Source organism: Streptomyces sp. WM6386 (assembly GCF_000972385.1).
Taxonomy (GTDB): domain Bacteria; phylum Actinomycetota; class Actinomycetes; order Streptomycetales; family Streptomycetaceae; genus Streptomyces.
Map to the genome: position 1 here is coordinate 1 of NZ_JXTE01000013.1, position 26068 is coordinate 26068.

The following is a 26068-nucleotide window of genomic DNA, read 5'->3' on the forward strand; positions in this document are numbered from 1 at the left end:
GGGGCGGGCCAGCTCGGCGCGCATGAACAGCGCCAGCAGACCACCGATGCAGAAGAACGCGAACGACGTGACCAGATACAGCGTTCCGATCGTCTTGTGATCCGTGGTCGTCAGCCACTTCAGGTGCCTCATGCCCCGCCTGTGTCCGCGCCCGGCCCGGACGTCACACTTCAGGGACGCGACGAGAATCACGGAAAAGGCTGTGACGATCCCGAGGGTGCCGGACACGAACGGAACATGAGCGACGACGACGACTTCGCCGCTGCCTATCGCGAGCACTACTGGGCGGTCAGCCGCTATGTCGCGCGGCGACTGGACGGGCGTACGAGCGACGTGGAGGAAGTGGTGGCGGAGGTCTTCACCGTCGCCTGGCGCCGCCGGACCGACCTCCCGGACGCCCCCCTGCCCTGGCTGTACGGGGTGGCACGGAACTGCCTGGCCAACGCGGTGCGCGGACAGGGGCGCCGGCGGCGACTGGTGGACCGGCTGGGCAACGACGACACGGCACACGGGCGGCACATCGAGGCCGGCCCCGACGTGGAGAGCCCCGGCGCCTGGGTGCACGACGCGCTGGCCCGGCTCTCCCCGGCCGACCAGGAGGTGCTGCGGCTCACGGCCTGGGAGGAACTGGACACCGATGAGGTGGCGGTCGCCCTCGGCTGGGGCCGGCGGGCCGCGTCGATGCGGCTGCACCGCGCCCGGCGCCGGCTGAGAGCCGAGATCGACCGCATGGGCCCCACGACCGCCGCCGCCCTGAAGGAGAACGGCCATGGCTGACGAACTCGAACTCCTGCGCCGCGCCAACCCGGTGCCGACCGACGGCCCCCACTTCGGCGAGGGCCCTCTCGACCACCACGCCGAGCGGCGGCTGAACCGGCTCATGCAGCAACGGACCTCCCGCCGCCCCCGGCTGCTGTGGGGTCTGGCGGCCACGGCCGTCGTCGGCGCGCTGGTCGCGGCCCTGCTGTTCACCGACCAGACCACCGCGCCGGCGGTCGCCGCGCCCCGCCCGCTCGTCGTGCGGGCCGACTCCACCCCCGTATCCCTGGAAACCCTGGCAGCGCGGGCACGGGCGGCCGACGGCTCGGCCGAGCTCCGCAAGGGCACCCATGTGAAGTCCTGGAGCCTGGGGATGAGTGAGGACAAGCCTCCGATCACCTACCCGGAGGAGCGCATCGTGCGGTGGAACGCCGACGACAGCCACACGGTGATCATCGACGACGGCCACGACCGCACCACGCAGACCTATCCGCCCAGTTGGAGCGACGCCCCGCCGCAGTCGAAGCCCCCGCACGACGTCACCCGTCTGCGCGCCTACCTCCAGGAAGCCACGTACACCGACACCGCACTGGACACCGGGCAGCTCCTCGACGGCGTCCGGGTGCTCCTCGACACCTGGCACCTCGGTGCCCGTGAGTCCGCGACGGTGGCCGAGATGCTGGCGGACGCCGAGGGGCTCAAGCCCGTCGGACAGGTCACCGACCGGCTCGGGCGGCGCGGACAGGCGTACGTGTACCAGCAGTCGGCCACCCGCCGGATGTTGATCATGGACCCGGCCACCGGCGCCGTACTCGGCCTGGAGACCACCTTCACCGAGGCGGATCCCGAGTACGGCGTCAAAGCCGGTGACGTCATGGACTACAGCGCCTGGATGCGCTGAGTCAGACCCCGAGCTGCCGGGCGGCCGCGTCGACCGTCTGCTCCAGCAGCGTGGCGATCGTCATCGGACCGACGCCGCCCGGCACCGGGGTGATCAGCGAGGCCCGCTCCGCGGCGGAGTCGAAGTCGACGTCACCGACGTTGCCCTCGTTGTAGCCGGCGTCGAGCACGACGGCGCCGGGTTTGATGTCCTGGCCCTTGATGAGCCGCGCCCGGCCCACGGCGGCGACGACGATGTCCGCCTCGCGGACGGCCGCGGACAGGTCCGCCGTGCGCGAGTGGCAGTACGTGACCGTCGCGTCGCGCGCGAGCAGCAGCATCCCGGCCGGCTTGCCGAGGATCGCGCTGCGGCCGACGACCACGGCCCGCTTGCCGGACGGGTCGACGCCGTACTCGTCGAGCAGCCGCATGATCCCGCCGGGCGTGCACGACACGAAGCCCGGCAGACCGAAGCTCATCGTCGCGAACGAGGCGAAGGTGACGCCGTCGACGTCCTTCTCGGGCGCGATCGCCTCGAACGCGGCCCGCTCGTCGATGTGGTCGCCCATCGGATGCTGGAGCAGGATGCCGTGCACGGCGGGATCCGCGGAGAGCGCCTTGAGCGTGCCCACCAGTTCCTCGGTCGTGGTCGCCGCGGGCAGCTCCACGTGCCGGGAGGCGATACCGGCCTTGCGGCAGCGGTTCTGCTTCATCCGGACGTACGTCACGGAGGCGGGGTCCTCGCCGACCAGTACGGTCGCGAGACACGGTGTGCTGCCGGTGCGTTCGGTGAGGGCGGCGGCGCGCTTGCCGGTCTCCTCCACGATCCGCCGGGCGAGCGCCGTGCCGTCCATGAGCCGGGCCTGAGACATGATCCACTCCTGGGCTGGTAGTCGGTTCGCCCAGGCGCACGGCAGCAGGTTCTGCGGACCGCTCCCCGGTGGTGCTCCACCTCAGCGCCAGTCACGGCCCGCCATCACCCTAACCGAGCCCGCCCCTCGGCCGGGACCCCCTACGCCCTACGACGCTCAGGACCCGCTCTCCTGCGGCGGCGCCGTCGGATCGACTCCGGCCAGGAACCCGGTCGCCTGGGCGTGGAGGTGGCCGGCGCCGATCGCCTCGGCCCAGCGGGCGATCTCCGTCGCCAGCGCGGTCGCGCCACCCTCGTCACCCGTGTCCCGGGCCAGCACCGCCAGCAGCATCTGCTGGGTGAGCACACCGGGGACCATGCCCGCGCGTGCGCCCAGCGCGGTGGCCCGCTCCCAGCGCTCCAGGGCCCGCTCGTGTTCGCCGGCGTCGTGGTCGTGGTCACCGAGGTGCCGCAGCGCCTCGCGGACCAGCAGGTCGTCGCCCGATCCGCCGGCACGCAGGGCTGCCTCGTAGTGGGCGGGCGCCGCGGTGCGCTCGCCGAAGAGGTTGTCGGCGATCAGCCCCAGGTACATCGAGGCCCAGCCCCGCCGCACCTCGTCGGGGGCGGCCTCGCGCAGGTCGTGTCCGCGGCGCCGGATCGCCACGAGTGCCTCCGGGTCCTTGCCCTCGGCGCCGTGCCGGGACGCGCCGTCGGGGCGGAACAGCCGCAGGTAGTCGTGGCGCAGCCGTACGAAGTCCAGGTCCCAGTCGTCGCCCGGTGATTCCTTCTCCGCCTGCTCGACGCGGGCGGCGGTGAGCCGCGTACCGCCGAACCAGTCGCTCTCCAGGGCGACTTCGGCCGCCGCCAGGGCGAGGCGCGCGCGGTCCTCGGGAGTGTCGCACGTCGTCGCGTCCAGCAGGCGCAGCGCCCGGTCCCACCGTCCCGCCAGCGACAAGTCCCTTGCGGAGGCGAGGAGTTCGTCGAGTTCGACGAAGGTGCTCGTGGTGTTCGTCATGACAGGGGAAGGTAGTGAGATGGAAAACCATCCACAAGAAAATCACTGCGCGGAGCGGATGACGCAGGACTCGGTCGACCGGCACGTCGCGCAGTGGTCGAAGGAACTCGCCTGGATGGACCCGGTCAAGGAGGCGATCTACGTGCGACTGGCGAAACTCGCCCGGCACATGTCCCAGGCGCGTCGCGACGTCCTCGACTCCGACGGGCTGCGGCACTGGCAGTACAAGGTGCTGCTGACGCTGCGCCGGCATGGTCCGCCCTACACCGCGAGCCCCTCGGAGCTCGCCGACCGGCTGGGGCTGACGCGGGGTGCCCTGTCGGCACGGCTGGCGCCGCTGGAGGAGGCCGGGTGGATCGGCCGCACGCACGAGAGCGCCGACCGGCGAAGGGTGCTGGTCCGGCTCACCGACGCCGGATACGCCGCCTTCGAACAGCATGCGGCGGCGGAGGAAGCGGACGAGGTCGCGCTGCTCGCAGTACTGACCGCAGAAGAGCAACGGACACTGGCAGACCTGTTGCGGAAGCTGGTCGTGGCCGCGGAGAGCGGACCGGACGGGCCCGCACCGCGAAGGTCCAGCTCAGCCGAGTCGTGATCTGGACCTTCGGCAGTCGCCTCCCTACTCGTCCCATGCCTGGATCATGATCTGTTCGGCGATCTTGCCGTCGCGCAGCGTGATCATCGACTCGGCGAGGACGCGCACCCCGTCCGCGTACCGGCAGCTCTCGCTGAACGCGACGGTGTCGCCGTCCACGACGCAGCGCTCCAGCTTGTGCGTCATCTCGCGGCTGTAGACGTCCTCGAGGAGTTCGCCGATCTCCTCGCGACCGTGCAGGACCCGTGGACTGCTGGGCTGGGTGTTGCGGTCCACGACGCGCAGTTCCGCGTCGTCCGCGTAGAGCGACAGCAGATTCGTCGCCGTGTTTCCCTCGATGCTCTGGCGCAGTGTCTCGGTGTTGAACGCGGTGCCCATGGTTGACCTCCGGTGAAGGCCCGCGGTCGAAGGGGAGGGGGCCGCGAGGGCCTCTTCTTCGAGACTCCTCCGCCCCGCCGGGCTCGGCAAGCGCAACGGCGACACTCCGCCTGACGGGTGAGCGACGCCCGGTGCCCGTGTCCGGCGCGGGCCCGTCGGCGTTGCTGAAAACATGATCTCCACTCGACGTATCGCCGCCGTCGTCGGTCTCGCCGTCGGCGTCACCGGTCTCGCCGCCCCGCTGGCGAGCGCGGCTCCCGAGGACAAGGGCGCCGCCCCCCTGAGCCCGATGGCCATGCTGGACTCGCTCACCGTGAGCGACCTGCCCGCGGAGTACAAGGACGCGCTTCCGCGGCCCACCGCGCAGCTGGCGCAGCTGAACAAGCTGAACGACCTCCAGCAGCTGACCCAGGTGACCGACCTGGCCGCCCCCGTCACCCAGCTGCTGCCAGGTATCCAGTACTGATCGACACGCGTACGTCCACACCGAGGGCCGCCCGGCCACCAGAAATCAAGCACGGCCGGGCGGCCCTTGACATTGTTGCCGGTTGAACAGAGCATGCGCTTAGAAATGAATCTTGGTTCACGTGGCGAACAAAGAGGTCCGCATCATGCCCATCACGCGCGAACTGTTCATCGGCGGTAAGGACGAGCCCGCCGCCTCCGGCCGTAGGGCGCAGGACGTCAACCCCTACACGGGCGAGGTGTATGCGACCGTCGCGGCCGCGGGCACCGAGGACGTACGGCGGGCCGTGGACGCGGCCGACGCGGCGTTCCCCGAGTGGGCCGAGCTGGCCCCGTTCGCCCGGCGCGCGATTCTGCTGAAGGCCGCCGACCTCCTCGACGGCAAGGGCGACCAGGTCGCCGAACTGATGGCCCACGAGGCAGGCGGAACCAGGCCGTGGGCGCACTTCAACGTCTACCTCGCCGCGAACATGCTGCGCGAGGCCGCCGCCGCCGTGACGGCCCCGCGCGGCGAGGTCCTCACCGCCCAGGAGCAGGGCGCGCTGGGCCTCGCGGTCCGTGAACCCGTGGGTGTCGTCGCGGCGTTCGCGCCGTGGAACGCGCCCGTCATCCTCGGAGTACGGGCGGTCGCGGCGCCGCTGGCCGCCGGCAACACCGTCGTCGTCAAGGCGAGCGAGGACGCGCCGATCGCGTGCGGCCTGTTCGTGGCCGACGTGCTGCGCGAGGCCGGGCTGCCGGACGGGGTGCTCAACGTCGTCACCAACGCCCGTGAGGACGCGGCCGAGATCGCCGAGGCGCTGATCGCCGACCCGCGCGTCCGCGCGGTGAACTTCACCGGCTCCACCAATGTGGGCCGGATCATCGGCGAGCACGCGGCCCGTCATCTCAAGCCCGCCGTACTGGAGTTGGGCGGCAAGAACTCCGTCATCGTGCTCGACGACGCGGACGTGGACTACGCCGTGGACGCCGTCACCTTCAGCGTGTTCATGAACGCCGGACAGATCTGCATGTCCGGCGACCGGATCCTCGTCCACGAGTCGCTGGCCGAGGAGTTCACCCGGAAGTTCACCGCCAAGACGGCCTCGCTGCAGGCCGGTGACCCGAACCACCCGCACACCGTGGTCGGGCCGCTCGTCGCCGCCTCCGCCGCGCAGCGCGTGGCCGCTCTGGTCGAGGACGCCGTCGCCAAGGGCGCGAAGGTCCTCACCGGCGGTGGGAAGCCCGACGGAGCGGTGCACCCGGCGACCGTGCTCACCGATGTGCCGAAGGACGCCGAGATCTACCACGCCGAGGCGTTCGGGCCGGTCTGCGTGGTCGAGACGTTCTCCGACGACGACGCCGCCGTGGCCGTCGCCAACGACACGGAGAACGGTCTGACCTGCGGCATCATCACCGAGAACGCCACCCACGGACTGGCCGTCGCCCGCGGTGTCCGTACCGGCATCGTGCACATCAACGACCAGTCGGTGGCCGACGAGCCGCAGGCGCCCTTCGGTGGCTTCAAGGCCTCCGGATACGGCCGCTTCGGCGGGCGCTGGGGCCTCGAGGCCTTCTCCAACACCCGCTGGGTGACCATCGCCACCCAGCAGGCGCACTTCCCGTTCTAGGGCCGCGTGGTGACCTCCGGCCCGGCGTCCAGGAAGTGGAAGCCGGGCCGGGGGTGCATCAGGAAGTCGTGGTGGGAGATGTTCCACGCGTAGGCACCCGCCAGCGCGAACACCACCCGGTCAGCGGCCCGCAGCCCCGATGCGGGGACCCGGCGGGCGAGGACGTCCTTCGGTGTGCACAACTGCCCGGCCGGCGTGACGTGTTCGCCCTCGGCCGCCGGTCGCGGCCACGGGTGCGGCCAGCCGTCCACCTTCAGGACCGAGCAGGGCTGGTCGTGGCCCTTCGTCGCCGGGGTCCGCAGATGGTGGGTGGCACCCCGGACCACACCGAACTCCTCGCCGTGGCTGCGCTTCACGTCCAGCACCTCCGTGGCGTACCAGCCGCAGTACGCCGTCATCGCCCGCCCCGGCTCGATGCGCAGCGTCAACTCCGGGTGCTCCGCGGTGAGTCGGGCGAGCCCCTCGCCGTACGCCGCCCAGTCGAAGCGCCGGTCCGGGTCCGCGTAGTCGACGTCCATATACCGCCGCCGACATTGACCTCCGCGACCGGGACCCCGAGTCCGGTGGCCCAGGCCACGATCGCCTCGGCCACCGCGAGCTGTTCCGGCGTTTCGAGACCGCTGGCCAAGTGGGCGTGTACGCCCCGCAGTTCGAGGTGCGGGCAGGTACCGTCCGTGAGCGCGCGGACCACCTCCAGAGCCTGGGACGGGTCCATGCCGAACGGTGTCGGACGCCCGCCCATCGCCAGCGAACTGCCCGCCAGCGAACCGTCGGACGGGGCGAGGTTGACCCGCGCCAGCACCGCGACACGCCGCCCCGCCCGCCGCGCCAGCTCGCCCAGCATCCGCAGCTCGTGCACGCTCTCGACGTGGAAGCGCTCGACCCTCTGCTCCAGAGCGGCCGTCACCTCGGCCGGCGTCTTGCCGGGGCCGCCGAAGGCCAGCGGACGCCCCGGCACCGCCTTGGCCACATGGGCGAGTTCACCGCCCGAGGAGACCTCGTAGCCGTCCACGTACGGACCGAGCGAGGCGAGGATCTCCGGCTCGGGGTTGGCCTTGGCGGCGTAGTACAGCTCGACCCGCTCGGGAAGAGCGGACCGTACGGCGGCGGCGTGTGTCCGCAGCGCCGCCAAGTCGTAGAGGTATGCGGGCAGTCCGGCCGACGTGAGGGCGAGGGCGCGGTCGTGGACGGCAGGGGTCATCGGGTGCTCCCGGTCAGGATGTCCTCGGCGAGCGGGGACGGCAGACGGACGTAACCGGCCTCGCGGTCGGCCTTGCGCTCCCAGCGGGTCAGCAGGTTCGCCTTCGCGGGCAGCGGTACGCCGGCGAGCAGGGCGGAGAGGCGGGGCGGGCAGCCGAGCCGGTCGGCGTACGAGCGGAGCGTCGAGCGGACGCGGCCCCACAGCTCGGCCTCCGCCTCCGGGTGCAGATCGGCCAGGGCGGCGAGCAGCTCCGCGATGTGGTTGACCAGAAGGCAGTAGACGACCCGGTCCCAGCCGCGTTGCGTGTTCGTCCAGTCGGCTCCTCGTCGGAGAGGCCGGACAGGATGATGTCCCGCGCTCGCGGCGGGAGTGTCGAGAAACCGGCTGATCGTCAGGAGAGTCAAGAGCCGGCCGCAGAGTGAGGCCTCTTCCCGATGGCGTGCCGCAGACAGCCTGCCCGGGACGGGCAGGAGTCGTGCCGGCGCCGGCCGGAGCCACCCGGTGAATGATCAACCGGTCACGCGGTCGAGGCGGTCCGGCAGGTCGAAGACCGTGTCCAGCCGATGATGCGGCGGGACGGACGCCGTGTCCTGCGGATCGATCAGGAGCGCCTCCATGCCCATGCGGCGCGGACCGACGTAGTCGGCCTCGTAGGAGTCACCGATGAACCACACGTCGTGGGCGGGGACCCCCAGTTGACGCATCGCCGCCTGACAGATGTCCGCGTGGGGTTTGCGCCTGCCCACGTCCACGGAGAGCACGACGGCGTCCATGGCGTCGAGCACCCCCATCGCGGAGAGATGGGTGGGACGGAGCCTGATCATGCGGGGATCCTGCCGGACCGCGCGCCGGCGCTACGCGCTCACTGCGCCGTCGCCAGGAACTGCGTGGCCGCCAGCTCCGCGTACAGCGGGTCCGCGGCCACCAGTTCCCGATGTGTCCCCACCGCCCGCACCCGGCCCGCGTCCATGACCACGATCCGGTCGGCCATCGTCACCGTGGACAAACGGTGGGCGACGACCAGCACGGTCGTCGTACGGGCGACATCGGCGACCGTGTCGCGCAGCGCGGCCTCGTTCACCGCGTCGAGCTGCGAGGTGGCCTCGTCGAGGAGGAGCAGGCGGGGGCGGCGCAGCAGGGCGCGGGCGATGGCGACGCGTTGGCGTTCGCCGCCCGAAAGCCGGGTGCCGCGGTGACCGACGAGGGTGTCGACTCCGCCGGGCAGACGGGCCACCAGGCCGTCCAGACGGGTTGTCTTCAGGACCCGGGCCAAGGCCGCGTCGTCCGCGTCCGGGTTGCCCAGCAGCAGGTTGTCCCGCAGCGAGCCCGACAGCACCGGGGCGTCCTGCTCGACATAGCCGATCGCCGAACGCAGCTGCGGCAACTCCCAGTCGGCGAGGTCGCGGCCGTCCAGCGTGATCGTCCCGGACTCCGGGTCGTAGAAGCGCTCGATGAGGGAGAAGACCGTCGTCTTCCCGGCACCGGAGGGGCCGACGAACGCCGTCATGCCCTGGGCGGGCACCGAGAAGGTCACACCGTGGTGGACGTAGGGGAGGTCGTCGGCGTAGCGGAACCGTACATCGGTGAAGCCGAGGGCGGCGGGCTCCGCGCCGGCGGCGGGCAACGGGGCGGGCTCACCGGCGGGTTCGGCGGGCAGCCGCAGGGCTTCCTGGATACGGGCGAGGGCCGCGGCGCCCGTCTGGTACTGGGTGATCGCGCCGACGACCTGCTGGATCGGCGACATCAGGTAGAAGACGTACAGCAGGAACGCGACCAGCGTGCCGACGTCGATCGACCCGGTCGCCACCCGCGCCCCGCCCACCGCGAGCACCGTGATGAAGGCGATCTGCATCGCAAGGCCCGCCGTGTTGCCCGCGGCCGCCGACCACTTGGCGGCCCGCACGCTCTGCCGCCACGACTCCTCCGCGGCCGCGTGCAGCGTACGTTCCTCCCGGTGCTCGGCGCCGGACGCCTTCACCGTGCGCAGCGCGCCGAGGATCCGCTCCAGCGAGGCCCCCATCACGCCGACCGCGTCCTGAGCCTGCCTGCTGGCCTTGTTGATGCGCGGGACGATCACACCGAGGATCGTGCCCGCGCCCGCGATGACGGCCAGGGTGACGGCCAGCAGCACCGGATCGACCAGCCCCATCATGACCACCGTCGCCACCAGCGTGAGCCCGCCGGTGCCGAGGCCGACGAGGGAGTCGGTGGTGACCTCGCGCAGCAGCGTGGTGTCCGAGGTGATGCGGGCCATCAGGTCGCCCGGTTCGCTGCGGTCCACAGCCGTGATGCGCAGCCGCAGCAGGTACGACGACAGCGAGCGCCGTGCGCCGAGTACGACCGACTCGGCGGTGCGCCGCAGCACGTACGAACCCAGCGCGCCCACCGCCGCGTTGGTCACCACCAGGCCGGACATGATGAGCAACGCGCCCGTGATGGTGCGGTCGTGGGAGAGGTCGTCGATCAACTCCCGAGCCACGAGCGGCAGCAGCAGCCCGGTGGCGCCCGTGACCAGCGAGAGCAGGGCGCCCGTCAGCAGGGCCCAGCGGTGGGGTCGGACATATCCGAGGAGCAGCCGCCAGGTGGGCGGGGCCTGCTCGGTCGCGGCGATGCTCACGGCGCTCCTTGCGGGTCGGGCGGAGCCTTCAGGCTACGTCCGCCTCCTTGCGCAGGGCTCGCCAGTTCCGTGTCACGGACAGGAGCAGGGGACGGTCGGCCCCGCGGGGCAGACAGGCGTCGAGCATGCCGGTCAGGACCTCGCCCGGTCCCAGCTCGATGTAGGTGGTCGTGCCCTCGGCGTGCAGCCGGTCGACCGCGTCCGCGAAGCGGACGGGCCGACGCAGGGCGCGTACCCAGTAGCCGGGTTCGGTGGCCGCCCTGGTGACCGGTGCGGCCGTGGTGTCGGACAGGAGTGGGAGACGGGGGACGTGGAGTTCCATGGTGAGCAGGGTGCGGTGGTAGTCGGCGAGGAGGGGCTCGAAGAGCGGGGAGTGGGGAGCCGCGTCCACCCGCAGCACATGGGTGCGGCGGCCGCGGGCCGACCACTGCGCGCACACCGCCGTCACCGCCTCGCGGTCCCCGGCCACGACGACGGACCGGGGCCCGTTGACCGCCGCGACCACCGCACCCGGCGCCAGGCGCAGCTCCTGCGGCCCCGCCTCCACCGCGGCCATGCATCCGCCCTCGGGCAGGGTCCGCATCAGCCGCGACAGCGTGCCGACCGCACGACAGGCGTCCGCCAGCGAGAACACCCCTGCCGCGTGGGCCGCCGCCATGTGCCCGGCCGAGTACCCGAACAGCACGTCGGGGCGCAGGCCCTGGCTCTCCAGCAGCCGGTACTGGGCGACCTGGAGCGCGAAGATCGCCGGAAAGCCGTACGCCACCCGGTCGAGCAGCGCCGCGGTGCGCGTCCCGGGCCGGGCGAACATCACGTCCCGCAGCGGCAGGTCCAGGTAGGGGCCGAGCAGACCGCACACCTCGTCGAGGGTCTCGGCGAACACCGGTGACGTGGCATGGAGTTCGCGCCCCATCTGCGGCTGCTGCGAGCCGGCCGCCGAGAACAGGAACGCGGTCCGGCCCCGCGGCACCCGCACCGGAGCGTCGGCCACCGGCGGGCTCGCCAGCCGCGCGAGCACCTCCTCGGCCGACCGGCACACCACGATCCGTTCCAGATCCCCGGGATGCAGGAAGCCCTCGTCCCTGGCGTGCTCAAGGAAGGACAGCAGCGGACGGTAGAAGCCGGACGGATCGAGCAGGAGGCACGGTTTGCGGTGCAGGCCCAGCTGGGCCCAGGTCAAAGCCTCCAGGAGTTCCTCCGCCGTGCCCAGACCGCCCGGCAGCGCCACGAACGCGTCGCCCGACTCGGCCATCCGCGCCTTGCGTTCGTGGAGGTCGGCGACCACTTCGAGCTCGGTGAGCCCTGTGTGGGTGATCTCGTACGGCAGCATCGCGCGCGGCACGACCCCGGTCACCGAGCCTCCCGCGGCCAGCGCCCCGTCCGCGACGGCGCCCATCAGACCGGTGCGGGCGCCGCCGTAGACCAGCCGTATCCCGGCCTTCCCCAGGGCACGGCCCAGGTCGGCGGCGGCGTGCAGAGGGGCGGGGCGGTGCCCGGTGGACGCACCGCAGAAGACGGTCACGGTGCTCACGCCCACAGCCCGTACCCCCTGGTCAGGATGTGCAGCGGGTCGTACTGCTCCTTGACACGGGCGAAGCCCGCCCAGTCGGGACCGAAATGGGCCCGCCAGTCCTCGGGCGTCATCGGCAGCGCGCTGACGGGATGGAGGACCCCGCCCACGGCCCTGGCCCGCTCGTACAGGCCGCGATTGGCGGCGACCATGCGCTGTACGGTGCCCGGATCGGTGGGCGGTGCGGTGCGCATCAGGGAGAGCAGGCACAGGAGTTCGCCGGGCGGCCTGCGCAGCAGCGGCGCGCGGAGCAGGCGCCCGCAGAGCGGACGCAACTGCACCACGCCGCAGAACCTGAGGTCCTGTTGGTCGGCCTCGGCCAGCGCCGCCGGGACGAAGGCCGCGGCCGCCGCCTCCGGGATCAGCAGCGTGAGCCATGGATGCGGGCGGTCCCACTCGCCCGTGGCACGCAGCAGACGCTCGTCGCGGTCCAGGCGGTGCAGATACTCGGCGTACGACAGATCCTCGATCTCCTCGGTGTCCCGGTCGTGGTCCAGGTCACCGATCAACAGGTCGTCACCGGTCAACCAGTCGTCGACGCGGGGGAGTCCACCGTCGTACGGAGCCACCGCCTCGATCATGTACCGCCAGGTGCCGCCGAGGGCCGGGCGGGCCTGGCCCGCGACATGGCTGAACCGGCCGTCGCGGGCCAGCCTGCGCTGGTCCGTGAAGAAGCCGGCGGGATCCTCGTGATAGAGGCGGTAGCGGCGCACGCGTACCGGGGCGGGCACCAGCCGCAGGGTGGCCCGCACGATGAGGGCACACTGGCCGAGTCCCGCCAGGACCGCGCCGAACAGGTCCGGATGCGGCTCCGGCGAGCAGACCAGCCGCTCGCCGGCGCCGGTGACCACCTCCAGTTCCCGCACCCAGTCGGCGACCAGTCCGCGGCGGTGGCTCGACGCGCCGAACCCGCCGGTGCTCAGCACCCCGCCCACGCTGGCGCCCAGATGGTCGGGGAGCACCGGCGGCACCAGCCCCTCGGCGAGCGCGACCCGCACGACCTCGCCCCAGGTCGCGCCCGCCCCCGCGACCAGCGTCCGGTCGCCCGGCACGCAGCGCACCTCGTCGAGTGCGCCCATGTCGACGACGTATCCGCCGTGCGCCTGGCCCTGCCCGTACGGGGCGTGTCCGCAGCCGCGGGCGGCGACGGGCAACCCCTGCGCACCGGCGAGGGAGACGATTTCCCGGACCGCGCCACCCGAACGCGGCGTCACGACTCCGAGCGGGCGGGATTCGACGATGTGGCCGAAATCGTGCGAGGCGAGTGCCATGTCCTCCCGGATCGCATTCACGCGGCACCCTCCAGAAGGTCGCCGTCGAATCCATCGAATCCATCGAATCCGGAGCCCGCTATTCGACTTTCGAAAATTTCGGAGAACACGCGGTGCTGGAGAAAACCGTGTTCGGCGTGCCGTTCGGCGATCAGTGCGGCCATCCGATCCCGTAGGTGTTCCGAAAGGGGTTGCCGGTCGACGGACTCCACATCCAGCGCGTACTTGGCGCAGCATTCGAGGACGGCCTCGAAGCCGTTGACGGAGGCCGCGAACAGCCGCTGCCGCGGATCGCGCCACAGCGCGGCCAGTTCTTCGAGGAGGCTGTGCCCCGGAGCCTGCGGGGCGAGCATCTCGCGTGCCCGGCGGGCGAGCGCGGCGACGTACTCGTCCCGGCCGGGCGGGGACAGAAGGCGGACCGACAGCCGCCAGGACAGTTCGGCCCGCCGGGCGGCCAGCTCCCGCAGCAGAGAGATCGAGCCACCCTCGACGATCACCGACCGGTGCCGGGCGCCGAGCCGCTCCACCAGCGCGACCAGGGTGTCCGCCGCCTCCGCCGCGCACAGGTCACCGTCGGCGAAGGTGCGGTCCCCGAGCCAGTACCGGCGCACACCCGGCACGTCGGCACCCGCGCGGGCGCTTGTGGTGGCGAGGTCGGTGAAGCACTGGAGGCGATCGGCGACCACGATCGGGACACCGGTCGCCCGGGCCAGTCGGGTGGCCGCCGCGCTCTTGCCGACACCGGTCGGCCCGGCGATGAGATGGACCGATGGGCCTGTCGCCGGAGGCGTGTCGCTCTGGGCCATGGCGGGATGTCCCCTTCCGCTTCATCTACAGGGAGAGATGAGTGTCAAAGGTAAACGCGGCGGTCCATCGTCAAGAACCAGGCGGAGATCTGGACCGGGCAAAAAGACGTCCACATTTCTATGAGCCTGTTAAAGGTTGAATTACTCGGAGTGGGCGGCCCAAGTCCGGGGAATCCAGAACGATATGACTGAGCGTCGAGCCCGTTTCCTAACGAATTCTTGACGTGTCGAAAGAATATCCTCACCAGGAGGTCGTCCCGTGCACTCCGACATGCTGATCGCCGCCGCCGAGTCCCTTCCGGGGGCCGCGACGAGCGGCACCGTCCTCGTCGGCTACGGAGCGGTGGAGGAACTGACCAGGTTCGCCGCCACCCCGGGCTGGACCGTGCATGTCCCCGGCCACCCCGCCGAAGTGCGCCGAGCCGTGCTGGCCGCGGCGGCGGGCGGCGAACGGGCGTACATCCATGTCTGTGCCGACTCCAACACCGAGGCGCGCGGAGCCACGGAAGGGGTCGAAATCGTCCGGGAAGGCCTCGACGGTGTGGTCCTCGCGGTCGGCTCCACCCTCGATCCGGTGCTGCGCGCCACCACGGGCCTCGACCTGACCGTCCTCTACGCGACCACCGTCCGGCCCTTCGACGAGATCGGCCTGCGCACGGCCGCCCTCGCCGCCGACCGGGCGGACCTGGTGCTGGTCGAACCGGGGCTTGCGGGGACCTCCGCCCGGCAGGTCGCCGAGACACTGGTCCATGTGCCGCACCGGCTGCTGGCCCTGGGCGGCGCGGACGCCCGGGACGAGGAGGCGCTGGGCCGGGCCGTCCGGGGCTTCCTGCGGTGACGGATCCGCTCCCGTGCCGTTACTGATCAGTTGGACATAGGGTCGAGGGGACGGACACCGGCGGAAGGAAAGGTTCACCACCATGGCGCAGGAAGTTCGCGGCGTGATCGCACCGGGCAAGGACGAGCCGGTCCGGGTGGAGACGATCCTGGTGCCCGACCCCGGCCCCGGGGAAGCGGTCGTACAGGTGCAGGCCTGCGGGGTGTGTCATACCGACCTGCACTACAAGCAGGGCGGCATCTCGGACGACTTCCCGTTCCTGCTCGGTCATGAGGCGGCGGGTGTCGTGGAGGCGGTCGGCGAGGGCGTCACCGATGTCGCCCCCGGTGACTTCGTGATCCTCAACTGGCGGGCTGTGTGCGGGAATTGCCGGGCCTGTCTGCGGGGGCGCCCGTGGTACTGCTTCAACACCCACAACGCCTCGCAGAAGATGACGCTCGCCGCCACCGGACAGGAGCTCTCGCCCGCGCTGGGAATCGGGTCGTTCGCGGAGAAGACACTGGTCGCGGCCGGGCAGTGCACCAAGGTGGACCCGAGCGTGGCGCCGCAGGTGGCCGGGTTGCTGGGGTGCGGGGTGATGGCCGGGATCGGCGCCGCCATCAACACCGGCAATGTGGGCCGGGGGGACACCGTCGCGGTGATCGGCTGCGGTGGCGTGGGAGACGCGGCGATCGCCGGTTCCCGGCTGGCGGGTGCGGCGCGGATCATCGCCGTCGACATCGACGACCGCAAGCTGGACAAGGCGCGCTCGATGGGCGCCACCCACACCGTGAACTCGAAGGACTCCGACCCGGTCGAGGCGATCCGCGAGCTGACCGGCGGTTTCGGTGCCGACGTCGTCATCGAGGCGGTCGGCCGCCCCGAGACGTACAAGCAGGCCTTCTACGCCCGCGACCTCGCCGGCACCGTCGTCCTGGTGGGTGTGCCGACCCCGGAGATGAAGCTGGAGCTGCCGCTGCTGGACGTCTTCGGCCGTGGTGGTTCGCTGAAGTCCTCCTGGTACGGCGACTGCCTGCCCTCCCGCGACTTCCCGATGCTGATCGACCTCCATCTCCAAGGCCGCCTGGATCTCGGTGCGTTCGTGACCGAGACGATCCAGCTCGACGAGGTCGAGAAGGCCTTCGAGCGCATGCACGGCGGCGACGTCCTGCGTTCGGTGGTGATGTTCTGATGACCGCTCGCATCGAACGCCTCGTGACGTCCGGACAGTTCAGCCTCGACGGCGGTACCTGGGACGTCGACAACAACGTGTGGATCGTCGGCGACGACCACGAGGTGATCGTCATCGACGCCGCGCACGACGCCGAGGCGATCGCCGCCGCCGTCGGGGAGCGCCGGGTGGCCGCCATCGTGTGCACACACGCGCACAACGACCACATCGACGCCGCGCCCGCCCTGGCCGACCTCACCGGTGCCACCATCTGGCTGCACCCCGACGATCTGCCGCTGTGGAAGCAGACCCACCCCGACCGCGAGCCCGACGCCCACCTCCAGGACGGCCAGGTGATCGAGGCGGCCGGCGCCGACCTGCGGGTGCTGCACACCCCGGGCCACGCCCCCGGCGCGGTCTGCCTCTACGACCCCGGCCTGGCGACGGTCTTCACCGGCGACACCCTCTTCCAGGGCGGCCCCGGCGCCACCGGCCGCTCCTTCTCGCACTTCCCCACGATCGTCGACTCGATCCGCGACCGGCTGCTCAGCCTGCCGCCGGAGACGAAGGTCCTCACCGGCCACGGCGACGCCACGACCATCGGCTCGGAGGCCCCACACCTTCAGGAGTGGATCGCGCGCGGTCACTGACGGGGCCGTGGCGCCGCACGTCGCCGTGAACCTGCGCGCGGCCGGGTGACGCCGGAGAAGTTCCGGGTGACCCGGCGAAAAAGGTGACAGAAGATGCCCGGCTTACCCGGCACCGTGGAATCGACGACGACAACACGGGAGGCCGGACATGTCACAGCCGCTGAAGGGCAAGGTCGCACTGGTCGCCGGAGCGACCCGAGGAGCCGGGCGAGGGATCGCCGTGGAGCTCGGGGCGGCCGGTGCCACCGTCTATGCGACGGGGCGCAGCACGCGGGGCCGGCGCTCGGAGTACGACCGCCCCGAGACCATCGAGGACACCGCCGACCTGGTCAGCGAGGCCGGCGGTGCCGGCATCGCCGTACCCACCGACCACCTCGATTCGGCGCAGGTCCGCACGCTAGTCGACCGGATCGCGGACGCCGAGGGCCGTCTCGACGTCCTCGTCAACAACATCTGGGGCGGCGAGAACCTCTTCGAGTGGGAGAGCCCCGTCTGGGAGCACGACCTCGACAACGGGCTCAGGCTGCTGCGGCTCGCGGTCGAGACCCACGCGATCACCAGCCACCACGCCCTGCCCCTGCTGCTGCGCCACCCCGGGGGACTGGTCGTCGAGATGACGGACGGCACCGCCGAGTACAACGGCGCGACCTACCGCAACTCCTTCTTCTACGACCTCGCCAAGACGTCCGTCCTGCGGATGGGCTTCTCCCTCAGCCACGAACTCGGTCCGCGCGGAGCCACCGCCGTCGCGCTGACCCCGGGCTGGCTCCGGTCGGAGATGATGCTGGAGCACTTCGGGGTGGGCGAGGACAACTGGCGCGACGCCCTCGACCGCGTCCCCCACTTCGCCATCTCGGAGACCCCGCGCTATGTGGGCCGCGCCGTCGCCGCCCTCGCCGCCGACCCCGACGTGGCCCGCTTCAACGGCGAGTCCCTCTCCAGCGGCGGCCTGGCCCGGACCTACGGCTTCACCGACCTCGACGGCAGCCGCCCGGACGCCTGGCGCTATCTCGTCGAGGTCCAGGACGCGGGCAAGCCGGCGGACACCACCGGCTACCGCTGACTGCCCAGTTGATCGGCAGGGCACTACGGTGCGATCCCATGACGGACACAACACGCTTCGAGGGGTACGGGGTTCTCATCACCGGCGCGGCGCGCGGCATCGGCGCCGCGACCGCGCGGCGGTTCGCGGAGGAGGGGGCGCGGGTACTGGTGACCGACATCGACGTGCCGGCGGCGGCGGAGTCCGCGGAGCGCTTGCGTGAACAGGGCCTGGTGGCCCAGGCGTTCGGGTGCGACGTGGGAGACCGGGCCGAGGTCGAGGCGGCTGTCGGGCATGCCGTCGACACCTTCGGCTCGCTGGACGTCCTGGTCAACAACGCCTGTCACTGCACGGTGGACGCCCCCCTCTTCGAGGACGAACCGGACGACGAGTGGGCACGCGATCTCGACATCACCCTCACCGGCGCCTACCGCTGCTGCCGTGCCGCCCTCCCGCACCTGGCCGCCTCCGGCCACGGCGCGATCGTCAACGTCGGCTCCGTCAACGGCCTGACCGACTTCGGCAACCACGCCTACAGCGCCGCCAAGGCCGGCCTCGGCTCCCTGACCCGCACCCTCGCCGGACATGCCGCCTCCCGTGGCGTCCGCGTCAACCTCGTCGCCCCCGGCACCGTCCGCACCACCGCCTGGGAGGGCCGCGAGGGCGACCTGGCCAAAGCGCGCGATCTCTATCCCCTGGGCCGCGTCGGCGAACCCGAGGACATCGCCGCCGCCATCCTCTTCCTCGCCTCCCGCGACGCGTCCTGGATCACCGGAGTCGCCCTGCCCGTCGACGGCGGGATCACCGCGGTCGACTCCGGTTTCCGTCAACTGCGCAGGAATGCTTAACACAGGCTGTAGATCTTTTCACTTGTCCTTCGACGACAGTGTCGGGCAGCGTTCTCGTGTGCCCGACACCCCGCCCGACACCCTGCCGCGCTCCCCTTGGCGTACCGCCGACTTCCGCGTCCTCTTCGCCGCGAGCACCCTCAGCCAGCTCGGAACGAACGTCAGCTACGTCGCCGTCCCCCTGCTCGCCGTCACCGCACTGGACGCCGGACCCGGACAGGTCGGTGCGCTGGCCACCCTCAGCACGCTGGCGTTCCTGCTCCTCGGGCTGCCCGCCGGCGCGTGGGTGGACCGGATGCGGCACCGCCGGGTACTGATCGTGGCGGACCTGGCCCGCGCGGTGCTGTACGCCTCCGTGCCGCTCGCCTGGTGGACGGACACCCTCACCCTCGGCCAGCTGTACGCCGTCGTCCTGCTGAACGGCGCCGCGACCGTCTTCTTCGACGTCGCCTCCCAGAGCACCCTGCCCCGCCTGGTCGGCCGCGACGCCCTCGTACCCGCGAACGCCGCCCTGGTCGGCCTGCAGGCGGTGGGCAATGTCGCGGGCCGCGGCGCGGGCGGCGCCCTCGTCCAGTACCTGACCGCTCCGGTGGCCGTCGTGTGCGCCGCGGTGACCTATCTGGCCTCCGCCCTCCAACTCACCATGATCCGAGGGGAGGAGGGTCCCCGAGGCCGGAACCGGAAGACCACGCTGAAGGCGGAGATCGCCGAAGGCCTCCGGCACGTGTTCGGTAACCCGGAGTTGCGCGCCCTCGCCCTCACCGCCGCCCTCATCAACCTGGGCATGCAGGCCGTGAACACCATGCTCCCCATCCTGTTCGTCCGCGAACTCGACCTCCCCGCAAGCGCGTTGGGCCTGTTCTGGGCCGCGGGCGGACTGGGCCTGTTGCTCGGCGCCCGCTGCGCCCGCCCGCTCGCCGCCCGCCTGGGCCACGGCCGTACCCTCGGAGTGGTCGGCGCCATCCTGGCGCCCGCGGCCCTGCTCGTGCCGCTCATCGACCGCGGACCGTGGCTGTGGATCGCCGGCCTGGGATGGACCCTGGTCCTGTTCAAGACCGGCACGGACAACGTCCTCGGTGTCAGCCTGCGCCAGCGGATGACGTCGGACGAGCTCCTCGGCCGTATGAACGCCACCTACCGCTTCGTCCTGACCGGAGCGCTCGCGATCGGCGCCGCCGTGTCGGGCGTCCTCGGTGAACTCGTCGGCGTACGCGCCACGTTGTGGGTGGGCGGGGCGCTGATGACGGCGGCCTTCCTGCCGGTCTTCCTCTCCCCGGTCCGCACCCGACGCGAACTCCCGCGGTACGCCCCGGTCACAGCGCCCGCGCCACAGCCCCGCTGATCCGGTCCACGTCGGCCGCGGACGTACGCCAGTTGCTGAACGCCGCCCGCAGCCCCGGAGTCCCGTCGTACACGGTCGGTGTCACGAACGCCTCGCCGGTGGCCGCCACGGCCCGCGCGAGCGCGTCGACCCGCTCCTGCGTCGGATCGTCGGCCAGGGTGAAGCAGACGACGTTCAGCCGGACCGGGGCGAGCAGCCGCAGCCCGTCCGTCGCGACGACGCGCTCACCGAGTTCCTGGGCCAGTGCCACGTTCCGCTCGACGATCTCGCGATGCCCGTCACGGCCGTACGCCATGAGAGAGAACCATGCCGGAAGGGCCCGCAGCCGCCGCGAGTTCTCGGGCGTGAGATGCACGAAGTCGGGCTCGCCGGCCGGGAGTCCGAGGTAGGGCGACGCGTTGTGGAAGACCGCCACCTGAAGGTCCCGGCGGCGGGTGAACTGGACGGCCGCGTCATAGGGCACGTTGAGCCACTTGTGCAGGTCGACGCAGACCGAGTCGGCGGCGTCGAGACCGTCGACGAGATCGGCGTACGACGGGGAGAGCGCGGCGAAGCCGCCGAACGCGGCGTCCACGTGCAGCCAGAAGTCGTGCCGTTCCCGGAGCGCGGCGATGGCCCTCAGATCGTCGAAGTCGACGGTGTTCACGGTGCCGGCGTTGGCCACCACGATCGCCGGGCGGCCGTCCAGCGCGGACAGTGCGGAGTCCAGCGCGGCGACGTCGACGGCCTCCCGGTTGCCGGACAGCACCGGCACGGACCGCAGCCGGTCGCGGCCGATGCCGAGCACGGACAGCGCCTTGCCGATGCTGGAGTGCGGGCTGCCGGACAGCACATCCACCGGGCCGAGGGCGGCCGCCCCGTCGCGCGACACGGACACGCCGAGCCGCTCGCCCAGCCACTCGCGGGCGATGGCGAGCCCGACGGTGTTGGACGCGGTGGCCCCGGTGACGAACGCCCCGCTGTGTGCCTCGCCCAGCCCGAACAGCTCGCGCAGCCAGCTCACCGTCTCCCGTTCCAGGGCGGTCGCCCAGGACCCCACCTCCCCCGAACCGTTCTGGTCGTACGCGCTGGTCAGCCAGTCCCCGGCGACGGAGGCGGGCGTCGCGCCGCCCGTGACGAAGCCGAGGTAGCGGGGTCCCGCCGAGCCCGAGAAGCCGGGCGCCCACCGCTCGGTGAACCGCGCGAGAGCGCCCTGCGCCCCGGCACCCCCGGTCGGCAGGGCCTCGCGGTCGGGCGCCTTGTCGAGGTGGACGACCGGCCGCTCGGACAGCCCGGCCAGCTCACGGGCGGCGAGGTCGCGGGCGGACTGGAGGAGCTCGGGGAGCCGGGAGAGGTCGTCGGCGAGAGAACGGTGCATGAAGGGCAGCGTAGGAGGGAGTCCCCGTCCACGGCCTGGTCCACTTGGGGCAAACTGGACCGATGACCACGGGATTCGCCACCGCACTCGGCGCCTGGCGCGACCGGCGCGGCCCACTGGCCCAGACGCTGGCGGCGGCCGTACGCGAGGCGGTCGTCGACGGCCGGCTGCCCGCCGGGACCAGACTGCCGTCCGAGCGGGAACTCGCCCGCGTCCTCGACATCAGCCGCGGCACGGTCGTCGCCGCCCTCGCCCTGCTGCGGGACGACGGCTGGCTGCACACCCGGCACGGCAGCGGCAGCCTCGTCCGCCTCCCCGCCGGCCTCACCGAACGCACCACGCCCTGGTCCCTGGACCGCGGCGGGGCGGACGACGCGGACCTCGATCTCACCCTCGCCCTCACCGCCGCACCTCACGAGGCCTATCTCGGCGCCATCGCCCGGGCCGCCGAACGCAGCGCGGCCCTCCTCGTCGACTCCGGCATCGCCACCGCCGGGTTGCCACGCCTGCGTGAACTCCTGGCCGACCGCTACACCCGCGAGGGCCTCGCCACCCGCCCCGAAGAGATCCTCGTCACCTCCGGCGCCCAGGCCGCCCTCACCCTGCTCCTCGACCACCTCCACACCGACCGCAGACGCCCCGTCGCGGTGGAGAGTGCGTCCTATCCGGGCGCGCTGGCGGTCCTGCGCGCCCGCAAGGCCCGTCTCCTCCCCCTCCCCGTGAGGTCGGACGCCGGCTGGGACACCGCGCACCTCGCGACCGCCGTACGCACCCGCAACCCCCGACTCGCCTATCTGATCCCCGACTTCCAGAACCCCACCGGCGCCCACATGGACGCCGCGACCCGCGCCGAGATCGCCCGCCTCCCGCTCACGGTCATCGCCGACGAGACCATGCGCGACCTCGACCTGAGGACCCGGCCCGGCTCCGAACCGCATCTGGCGGGGCCCCGGGTGATCCAGATCGGCTCGGCGAGCAAGACCGTGTGGAGCGGGCTGCGGGTCGGCTGGATCCGTGCCACCGCCGATCTCGTACGCCACTTGCGGCAGAGCCCCCTCCAGGCACAGCTGTCGCCACCACCCCTGGAACAGCTCATCGCCGTCGAACTGCTCGGGGACGGACTCGACGAGATGCTCGCCGACCGCCGGGCCAGGCTGCGCGCCCAGCGCGACCACCTCGCCGGACTCCTCGACGGCACGGGATGGACGTACACGATCCCGCAGGGCGGTCTGTCGCTGTGGCCGCACCTCGGCCCGGCCACGTCGGCGACGGACCTCGCGGCTCGGGCCGCCCGCCTGGGCCTGGCGGTGACACCCGGCCCGCACTTCGCCGCCGACCGCAGCACGCTCACCCACCACCTGCGCCTGCCGTTCACGGCGACACCGGACGTCCTCAGCCGCGCGGTCCACCTGCTGCGCCGCTGTTCCGAGCAGGAAGTTCACCGTTTCGTCACAGCCTGACCCGGCGTACAACCGCAGTCCCCGCGCACCTGTCTAGCAGGCAGATCGCAGGACAGGACACATGCAACGGAGGGGCCCGCCATGGGGGACATACGCAGACGAGGGGCCATCGCCCTCGGAATCACCGGACTGATCGCACCGCTCACCCTCACGCTGGGCACCGCGCCCGCACAGGCGGCCACCGCCTGCACCACACAGACCGGGCCGTACCAGAAGCAGGTCGAGAAGTTTCTCGGCCGCCCCGTCGACGGCAAGCAGTCCGCCGCCGACTGCAAGGCCATCCAGGCCTTCCAGAACAAGCACGGCATCACGCCGAACGCCGGCTACGCGGGCCCCGTCACCTGGGGCGTGATGGACCTGATGAACAAGCAGAAGGCCGTGGGCAACAAGCCCAACAAGGACGGCAAGTGCCCGACGAACAAGGGCCGTATCGCCTGCGTCAACCTCACGCTCCAGCTCAGCTGGATCCAGGACGGGAACACCCTCGTGTACGGTCCGGTGCCCGTCCGCACCGGCCGCAACGGCTACGAGACCCGCACCGGTCTGAAGAAGATCTACTGGCGCGACATCGACCACGTCTCGTCGATCTACGACGTGCCCATGCCCTACAGCCAGTTCTTCGACGGCGGCCAGGCCTTCCACTCGGTCAACCTCAGCATGTGGAACCCGCCGGGCTCCCACGGCTGCGTCAACATGACCAAGACGACCGCCAAGAAGTACTGGTCGCTGCTGAAGAAGGGCGACGACGTCTTCGTGTACGGCCGCAAGCCGGGCACCTGACAGTCGGTACCCGGCCAGTGGTCAACGCGTCACTGAGGCGCGTCCCCGAAGTCCGGGATCTCCAGCCGCGCCCCGTCCTGCCGCGCGGAGTCGTGCGCGACGATGCCCGGCAGGGTGTAGCGGGCGGCCACCCACGCGTTCACCGACGGCAGGGTCCGGTTGTTGACCGCGGTGACGAAGTCGTCCACGAGGAAGTGGTGGCTGCCCTCGTGCCCGTTGTGCAGGTTGTCGAACTCCCGGGGCAGCCGGGAGCGGTCGTGCACGGGGGCCGAGCCGGAGGTGAAGGCGGCCCGCAGGTCCGGTGCGATGTGCCGCAGTGACGGGTCGTCAGGAGACAGGGTGGGCTTGGGTTCCAGCAGTTCGCTGATGTCCTTCACCCCGTTCTTGTCCTGCCACAGCGCGAAGGTGGCGAGCTGCTCCATGCTCCCCTCCGTGCCGAAGAAGCGGAAACGGGACTCACGGATGTGCGAGGGGTAGCCCACCCGCCGGAACTCGTTGGTACGGAACGATCCGCCGCCCGCCACCTCGAACAGCGCGGTGGCGTTGGAGATGTCGTTGCCGAACTGGCTGACCTCCTTGTCGAAGACGCCGTCGCCCCGGTCGTCGACCACCCCGATCGCCGACACGCTCACCGCATGCGTCTGCCAGGCGCCGAGCACACCGCCCACCGAGTGCGTCGGGTACAGCAGCGGGGGATAGCTGGCGGTCGCCTTCCAGCTCTCGCCGCCGCTGTACTGGTACGCCTCGTAGAACCCCAGATCCATGTCGTGGACGTAGTCGCCCTCGGCGTAGAAGAGGCGTCCGAAGGAGCCCTCCGCGATCTGGTTGCGGGCGTGCACGGTCGCCGGGTTGTACTGGCTGGTCTCGCCCATCATGTACGTCAGGCCGGTCGCCCGGACCGCGTCGATGATCGCCGCGATCTCCTCGGTGGTGATGGCCATGGGGACCGCGGAGTACACGTGCTTGCCGGCGCCCAGGCCCTGCACCACCAGCGGGCCGTGCGTCCAGCGCTGGGTGAAGATCGCGACCGCGTCGACCGCGGTCGACTCCAGCATCGCCTCGTAGGAGGGGAAGGTGCCCGACAGGCCTTGGGCGGCGGAGAGTTGTTCGGCCCTTTCCGGGAGGAGATCGGTGACGTAGACGTCGCTGACGCCGGGATGGGCCAGGAACAGTTTCGCGAACTGGCCCGAGAACTGCCCGGCGCCGACGATGCCGAGGGAGAACGTCATGGAGTAAGTGCCTTTCACTGGCCGAGGATGAAGTTGATCTGGTCGTTGGTTTCGGTCAGGCCGCTCACGGGGGCCCCGTTGGCGAAGACGTCCTGCATGGCCGGGCGCATGAGGGCGTAGACGTCCGCCGCGTAGTCGGTGATCGGGAAGGAGAAGGTCGTGGAGTCCTTCTTGTCGGTGACCGGTTCGGTGAAGGCGGACACGTCGATGCCCTTCTTCTCGTACGCGGCCACGGCGGCCTCGGTGCCCGACGGGGTGGCCGGGAAGACGATGCCGTAGCCACCGACGGTCTTCTGGCACGCGTCGGAGGCCAGGTACCGCACCCACTTCTTCGCGCCCTCCTTGTTACGGGCGTTCTTGGTGACCGAGTCGGCGAGGCCGTTCATCATCGTGGCCCGCTTGCCGCTCGGGCCGGTCGGCGTGGGGGCGGTGCCGACCTTCAGGCCCTTGGTGCCGTAGTACGTCGAGATCATCCAGGCGCCGTCGAAGGAGGCCGCCGCCCTGCCCGAGGCGACCTGGGCGTTGGCCGGGTTGGCGCCGTCGGTGTAGTCGGTGAAGGGGGCGAGATAGCCCTTCTTCGCCAGGCCGAAGTACCAGTCGATCACCGACTGGAAGGTCTTGCTGTCGTACTGGTACTTGCTGCCCCAGCGCGCCTTGTCCGTGTAGTGCCAGCCCGCCGATTCGACGAACGGGCTCCAGGTGGTCTGCCCGTCGCCGTCGCCCGCGCCGCCCGTGGCGAGGCCGTACACCTTGACGTTGTTCTTGTCGAAGCCCGGCTCGTCCCCGCGCTTGCCGTTCTTGTCGACGGTCAGATGCGCGATCGTCTTCTCGAAGGTGCCGCCGTCCCGCGGGTTCCAGGCGAGGGTGTTGAGCTCGTCGGCCGTGAGCCCGGCGTCCTTGACCATCTTCTGGTTGTAGAAGAGCGCGACGGTGTCCCAGTCCTTGGGAGCGCCGTAGCGATGACCGTCCTGGCCCGTCCAGTTGGCGCCCAGGCCCGCCTGGTAGGCGGAGTCGTCGATGCCGAGGTCGTCCAGCGGTTCGAGCACCTTGAGGTCGGCGAACTGGCCGAACTTCTGGATGTGGTCGGTGAACACGTCCGGCTCCGTGCCGGCGATGAAGCTCGCGGTGAGCTTGGTCCAGTAGTCGGCCCAGCCCATCTGCGTGATCTTGACGTTCAGGCCCGGGTTCTCCTTCTCGAAGCCCTTCGCACAGGCCTGGTAGGCGGGCAGTTGGTTGGCGTCCCACAGCCAGTACGTCACGGTGTTCGCGCCCGACCCGGCAGCGCCGCCCTGCGCGCACCCGGACACCAGGGTCAGGGCCAGGGCTCCGGTTGCCGCCACTACGGTACGAATTCGCATG

General features: G+C 71.4%; 24 protein-coding genes, 3 pseudogenes and 1 riboswitch. Of the genes and pseudogenes, 13 read left to right on the plus strand and 14 right to left on the minus strand.

The features are described from left to right. Nucleotides 1-174 (minus strand): annotated as a pseudogene (locus TN53_RS48205) (cytochrome ubiquinol oxidase subunit I); the annotation flags it as partial. A gap of 63 nt (nucleotides 175-237) precedes the next feature. On the opposite strand from TN53_RS48205, the gene TN53_RS10345 reads away from it, so the two are divergent. After that, nucleotides 238-777 carry an RNA polymerase sigma factor gene (locus TN53_RS10345; RefSeq protein ID WP_046258174.1) on the plus strand — a complete coding sequence of 180 codons (540 nt, stop codon included), beginning with the start codon at nucleotides 238-240 and terminating at the stop codon, nucleotides 775-777. Next, a complete protein-coding gene (locus TN53_RS10350; RefSeq protein WP_046258175.1) occupies nucleotides 770-1660 on the plus strand; it encodes a CU044_5270 family protein in 891 nt (296 codons plus the stop codon). Before TN53_RS10345 ends, TN53_RS10350 begins: the two co-directional genes overlap by 8 nt. A 1-nt stretch (nucleotide 1661) precedes the next feature. On the opposite strand, the gene TN53_RS10355 is transcribed toward TN53_RS10350, so the two are convergent. Together TN53_RS10355 and TN53_RS10360 are read right to left on the minus strand one after the other, a co-directional pair. After that, nucleotides 1662-2510, minus strand: a complete 849-nt coding sequence (locus tag TN53_RS10355) for a bifunctional 5,10-methylenetetrahydrofolate dehydrogenase/5,10-methenyltetrahydrofolate cyclohydrolase (protein ID WP_046258176.1) — start codon at nucleotides 2508-2510, stop codon at nucleotides 1662-1664. Nucleotides 2511-2531: 21 nt separating this feature from the next. Beyond that, a riboswitch (ZMP/ZTP riboswitch) is annotated at nucleotides 2532-2615 on the minus strand. 51 nt (nucleotides 2616-2666) lie between these two features. Continuing rightward, nucleotides 2667-3503 (minus strand): hypothetical protein, encoded by an 837-nt coding sequence (locus tag TN53_RS10360; protein ID WP_046258177.1) that lies wholly within the window; start codon nucleotides 3501-3503, stop codon nucleotides 2667-2669. A 58-nt stretch (nucleotides 3504-3561) separates the two neighbouring features. On the opposite strand from TN53_RS10360, the gene TN53_RS10365 reads away from it, so the two are divergent. Beyond that, nucleotides 3562-4098: a MarR family winged helix-turn-helix transcriptional regulator gene (locus TN53_RS10365; protein ID WP_046258178.1), complete on the plus strand. Its 537-nt coding sequence runs from the start codon at nucleotides 3562-3564 to the stop codon at nucleotides 4096-4098. A gap of 24 nt (nucleotides 4099-4122) precedes the next feature. Here TN53_RS10365 and TN53_RS10370 read toward each other — a convergent pair whose 3' ends face one another. Continuing rightward, nucleotides 4123-4476 (minus strand): nuclear transport factor 2 family protein, encoded by a 354-nt coding sequence (locus TN53_RS10370; protein WP_046258179.1) that lies wholly within the window; start codon nucleotides 4474-4476, stop codon nucleotides 4123-4125. 172 nt (nucleotides 4477-4648) lie between these two features. Here TN53_RS10370 and TN53_RS10375 point away from each other — a divergent pair, with 172 nt between their 5' ends. Both TN53_RS10375 and TN53_RS10380 read left to right on the plus strand, forming a co-directional pair. Beyond that, nucleotides 4649-4942, plus strand: a complete 294-nt coding sequence (locus tag TN53_RS10375) for a hypothetical protein (protein WP_046258180.1) — start codon at nucleotides 4649-4651, stop codon at nucleotides 4940-4942. A 145-nt stretch (nucleotides 4943-5087) separates the two neighbouring features. Beyond that, the gene (locus TN53_RS10380) at nucleotides 5088-6548 is read left to right on the plus strand and encodes an aldehyde dehydrogenase family protein (RefSeq protein ID WP_046258316.1); all 1461 of its coding nucleotides are present in this window, start codon (nucleotides 5088-5090) and stop codon (nucleotides 6546-6548) included. On the opposite strand, the pseudogene TN53_RS10385 reads toward TN53_RS10380, so the two are convergent. The 7 genes and pseudogenes from TN53_RS10385 to TN53_RS10415 form a co-directional block, all read right to left on the minus strand. Then, nucleotides 6545-7749 (minus strand): annotated as a pseudogene (locus TN53_RS10385) (type III PLP-dependent enzyme). The gene TN53_RS10380 and the pseudogene TN53_RS10385 sit on opposite strands and share 4 nt — an antisense overlap. Next, a pseudogene (locus TN53_RS10390) lies at nucleotides 7746-8159 on the minus strand (ferric iron reductase); the annotation flags it as partial. The pseudogenes TN53_RS10390 and TN53_RS10385, both read right to left, overlap by 4 nt. Before the next feature lie 99 nt (nucleotides 8160-8258). Next, a complete protein-coding gene (locus TN53_RS10395; RefSeq protein ID WP_046258182.1) occupies nucleotides 8259-8573 on the minus strand; it encodes an HAD family hydrolase in 315 nt (104 codons plus the stop codon). Nucleotides 8574-8611: 38 nt separating this feature from the next. Then, nucleotides 8612-10366: an ABC transporter ATP-binding protein gene (locus tag TN53_RS10400; protein ID WP_046258183.1), complete on the minus strand. Its 1755-nt coding sequence runs from the start codon at nucleotides 10364-10366 to the stop codon at nucleotides 8612-8614. A gap of 28 nt (nucleotides 10367-10394) precedes the next feature. After that, on the minus strand, nucleotides 10395-11897 hold the full coding sequence (locus tag TN53_RS10405; protein WP_234441548.1) for a TIGR00730 family Rossman fold protein: 1503 nt from the start codon (nucleotides 11895-11897) through the stop codon (nucleotides 10395-10397). Further along, nucleotides 11894-13228, minus strand: a complete 1335-nt coding sequence (locus tag TN53_RS10410) for an FAD-binding protein (protein WP_234441549.1) — start codon at nucleotides 13226-13228, stop codon at nucleotides 11894-11896. The genes TN53_RS10405 and TN53_RS10410 overlap by 4 nt, the downstream gene beginning before the upstream one ends. After that, nucleotides 13225-14013, minus strand: coding sequence for an isopentenyl transferase family protein (locus tag TN53_RS10415; protein WP_046258185.1), 789 nt, complete (start codon nucleotides 14011-14013; stop codon nucleotides 13225-13227). The genes TN53_RS10410 and TN53_RS10415 overlap by 4 nt, the downstream gene beginning before the upstream one ends. Nucleotides 14014-14272: 259 nt before the next feature. On the opposite strand from TN53_RS10415, the gene TN53_RS10420 reads away from it, so the two are divergent. From TN53_RS10420 to TN53_RS10445, 6 genes are all read left to right on the plus strand, one after another. Beyond that, nucleotides 14273-14851, plus strand: coding sequence for a hypothetical protein (locus TN53_RS10420; RefSeq protein WP_046258186.1), 579 nt, complete (start codon nucleotides 14273-14275; stop codon nucleotides 14849-14851). Nucleotides 14852-14933: 82 nt separating this feature from the next. Continuing rightward, nucleotides 14934-16022, plus strand: coding sequence for an S-(hydroxymethyl)mycothiol dehydrogenase (locus TN53_RS10425; RefSeq protein ID WP_046258187.1), 1089 nt, complete (start codon nucleotides 14934-14936; stop codon nucleotides 16020-16022). Further along, nucleotides 16022-16651 (plus strand): MBL fold metallo-hydrolase, encoded by a 630-nt coding sequence (locus TN53_RS10430; protein WP_046258188.1) that lies wholly within the window; start codon nucleotides 16022-16024, stop codon nucleotides 16649-16651. The genes TN53_RS10425 and TN53_RS10430 overlap by 1 nt, the downstream gene beginning before the upstream one ends. Before the next feature lie 148 nt (nucleotides 16652-16799). Then, a complete protein-coding gene (locus tag TN53_RS10435; protein WP_046258189.1) occupies nucleotides 16800-17714 on the plus strand; it encodes an SDR family oxidoreductase in 915 nt (304 codons plus the stop codon). 38 nt (nucleotides 17715-17752) lie between these two features. Further along, nucleotides 17753-18541: an SDR family NAD(P)-dependent oxidoreductase gene (locus tag TN53_RS10440; protein ID WP_046258190.1), complete on the plus strand. Its 789-nt coding sequence runs from the start codon at nucleotides 17753-17755 to the stop codon at nucleotides 18539-18541. A 58-nt stretch (nucleotides 18542-18599) separates the two neighbouring features. Beyond that, complete coding sequence (locus tag TN53_RS10445; protein WP_234441550.1) at nucleotides 18600-19883, plus strand: MFS transporter; 1284 nt, start codon at nucleotides 18600-18602, stop codon at nucleotides 19881-19883. Here TN53_RS10445 and TN53_RS10450 read toward each other — a convergent pair. Further along, nucleotides 19855-21240: a pyridoxal phosphate-dependent decarboxylase family protein gene (locus TN53_RS10450; RefSeq protein WP_046258191.1), complete on the minus strand. Its 1386-nt coding sequence runs from the start codon at nucleotides 21238-21240 to the stop codon at nucleotides 19855-19857. The genes TN53_RS10445 and TN53_RS10450 overlap by 29 nt on opposite strands. A gap of 62 nt (nucleotides 21241-21302) precedes the next feature. Here TN53_RS10450 and TN53_RS10455 point away from each other — a divergent pair, with 62 nt between their 5' ends. Together TN53_RS10455 and TN53_RS10460 are read left to right on the plus strand one after the other, a co-directional pair. Next, nucleotides 21303-22700: a PLP-dependent aminotransferase family protein gene (locus TN53_RS10455; RefSeq protein WP_046258192.1), complete on the plus strand. Its 1398-nt coding sequence runs from the start codon at nucleotides 21303-21305 to the stop codon at nucleotides 22698-22700. 81 nt (nucleotides 22701-22781) lie between these two features. Beyond that, nucleotides 22782-23480 carry a L,D-transpeptidase family protein gene (locus TN53_RS10460; protein ID WP_046258193.1) on the plus strand — a complete coding sequence of 233 codons (699 nt, stop codon included), beginning with the start codon at nucleotides 22782-22784 and terminating at the stop codon, nucleotides 23478-23480. A 29-nt stretch (nucleotides 23481-23509) separates the two neighbouring features. On the opposite strand, the gene TN53_RS10465 is transcribed toward TN53_RS10460, so the two are convergent. Beyond that, nucleotides 23510-24709 carry a Gfo/Idh/MocA family protein gene (locus TN53_RS10465; RefSeq protein WP_046258194.1) on the minus strand — a complete coding sequence of 400 codons (1200 nt, stop codon included), beginning with the start codon at nucleotides 24707-24709 and terminating at the stop codon, nucleotides 23510-23512. Nucleotides 24710-24723: 14 nt separating this feature from the next. Continuing rightward, complete coding sequence (locus tag TN53_RS10470) at nucleotides 24724-26067, minus strand: ABC transporter substrate-binding protein (protein ID WP_199924548.1); 1344 nt, start codon at nucleotides 26065-26067, stop codon at nucleotides 24724-24726. Nucleotide 26068 lies beyond the last annotated feature (1 nt).

Excerpts from the sequence above, each read along its gene's own strand:
- TN53_RS10370 (WP_046258179.1), bottom strand. The coding sequence starts at position 4,476 with ATGGGCACCGCGTTCAACACCGAGACACTGCGCCAGAGCATCGAGGGA.
- TN53_RS10455 (WP_046258192.1), top strand. The coding sequence starts at position 21,303 with ATGACCACGGGATTCGCCACCGCACTCGGCGCCTGGCGCGACCGGCGC.
- TN53_RS10380 (WP_046258316.1), top strand. The coding sequence starts at position 5,088 with ATGCCCATCACGCGCGAACTGTTCATCGGCGGTAAGGACGAGCCCGCC.
- TN53_RS10435 (WP_046258189.1), top strand. The coding sequence starts at position 16,800 with ATGTCACAGCCGCTGAAGGGCAAGGTCGCACTGGTCGCCGGAGCGACC.
- TN53_RS10450 (WP_046258191.1), bottom strand. The coding sequence starts at position 21,240 with ATGCACCGTTCTCTCGCCGACGACCTCTCCCGGCTCCCCGAGCTCCTC.
- TN53_RS10415 (WP_046258185.1), bottom strand. The coding sequence starts at position 14,013 with ATGGCCCAGAGCGACACGCCTCCGGCGACAGGCCCATCGGTCCATCTC.
- TN53_RS10440 (WP_046258190.1), top strand. The coding sequence starts at position 17,753 with ATGACGGACACAACACGCTTCGAGGGGTACGGGGTTCTCATCACCGGC.
- TN53_RS10365 (WP_046258178.1), top strand. The coding sequence starts at position 3,562 with ATGACGCAGGACTCGGTCGACCGGCACGTCGCGCAGTGGTCGAAGGAA.
- TN53_RS10360 (WP_046258177.1), bottom strand. The coding sequence starts at position 3,503 with ATGACGAACACCACGAGCACCTTCGTCGAACTCGACGAACTCCTCGCC.
- TN53_RS10345 (WP_046258174.1), top strand. The coding sequence starts at position 238 with ATGAGCGACGACGACGACTTCGCCGCTGCCTATCGCGAGCACTACTGG.
- TN53_RS10355 (WP_046258176.1), bottom strand. The coding sequence starts at position 2,510 with ATGTCTCAGGCCCGGCTCATGGACGGCACGGCGCTCGCCCGGCGGATC.
- TN53_RS10350 (WP_046258175.1), top strand. The coding sequence starts at position 770 with ATGGCTGACGAACTCGAACTCCTGCGCCGCGCCAACCCGGTGCCGACC.
- TN53_RS10375 (WP_046258180.1), top strand. The coding sequence starts at position 4,649 with ATGATCTCCACTCGACGTATCGCCGCCGTCGTCGGTCTCGCCGTCGGC.
- TN53_RS10460 (WP_046258193.1), top strand. The coding sequence starts at position 22,782 with ATGGGGGACATACGCAGACGAGGGGCCATCGCCCTCGGAATCACCGGA.
- TN53_RS10395 (WP_046258182.1), bottom strand. The coding sequence starts at position 8,573 with ATGATCAGGCTCCGTCCCACCCATCTCTCCGCGATGGGGGTGCTCGAC.
- TN53_RS10470 (WP_199924548.1), bottom strand. The coding sequence starts at position 26,067 with ATGCGAATTCGTACCGTAGTGGCGGCAACCGGAGCCCTGGCCCTGACC.
- TN53_RS10425 (WP_046258187.1), top strand. The coding sequence starts at position 14,934 with ATGGCGCAGGAAGTTCGCGGCGTGATCGCACCGGGCAAGGACGAGCCG.
- TN53_RS10430 (WP_046258188.1), top strand. The coding sequence starts at position 16,022 with ATGACCGCTCGCATCGAACGCCTCGTGACGTCCGGACAGTTCAGCCTC.
- TN53_RS10465 (WP_046258194.1), bottom strand. The coding sequence starts at position 24,709 with ATGACGTTCTCCCTCGGCATCGTCGGCGCCGGGCAGTTCTCGGGCCAG.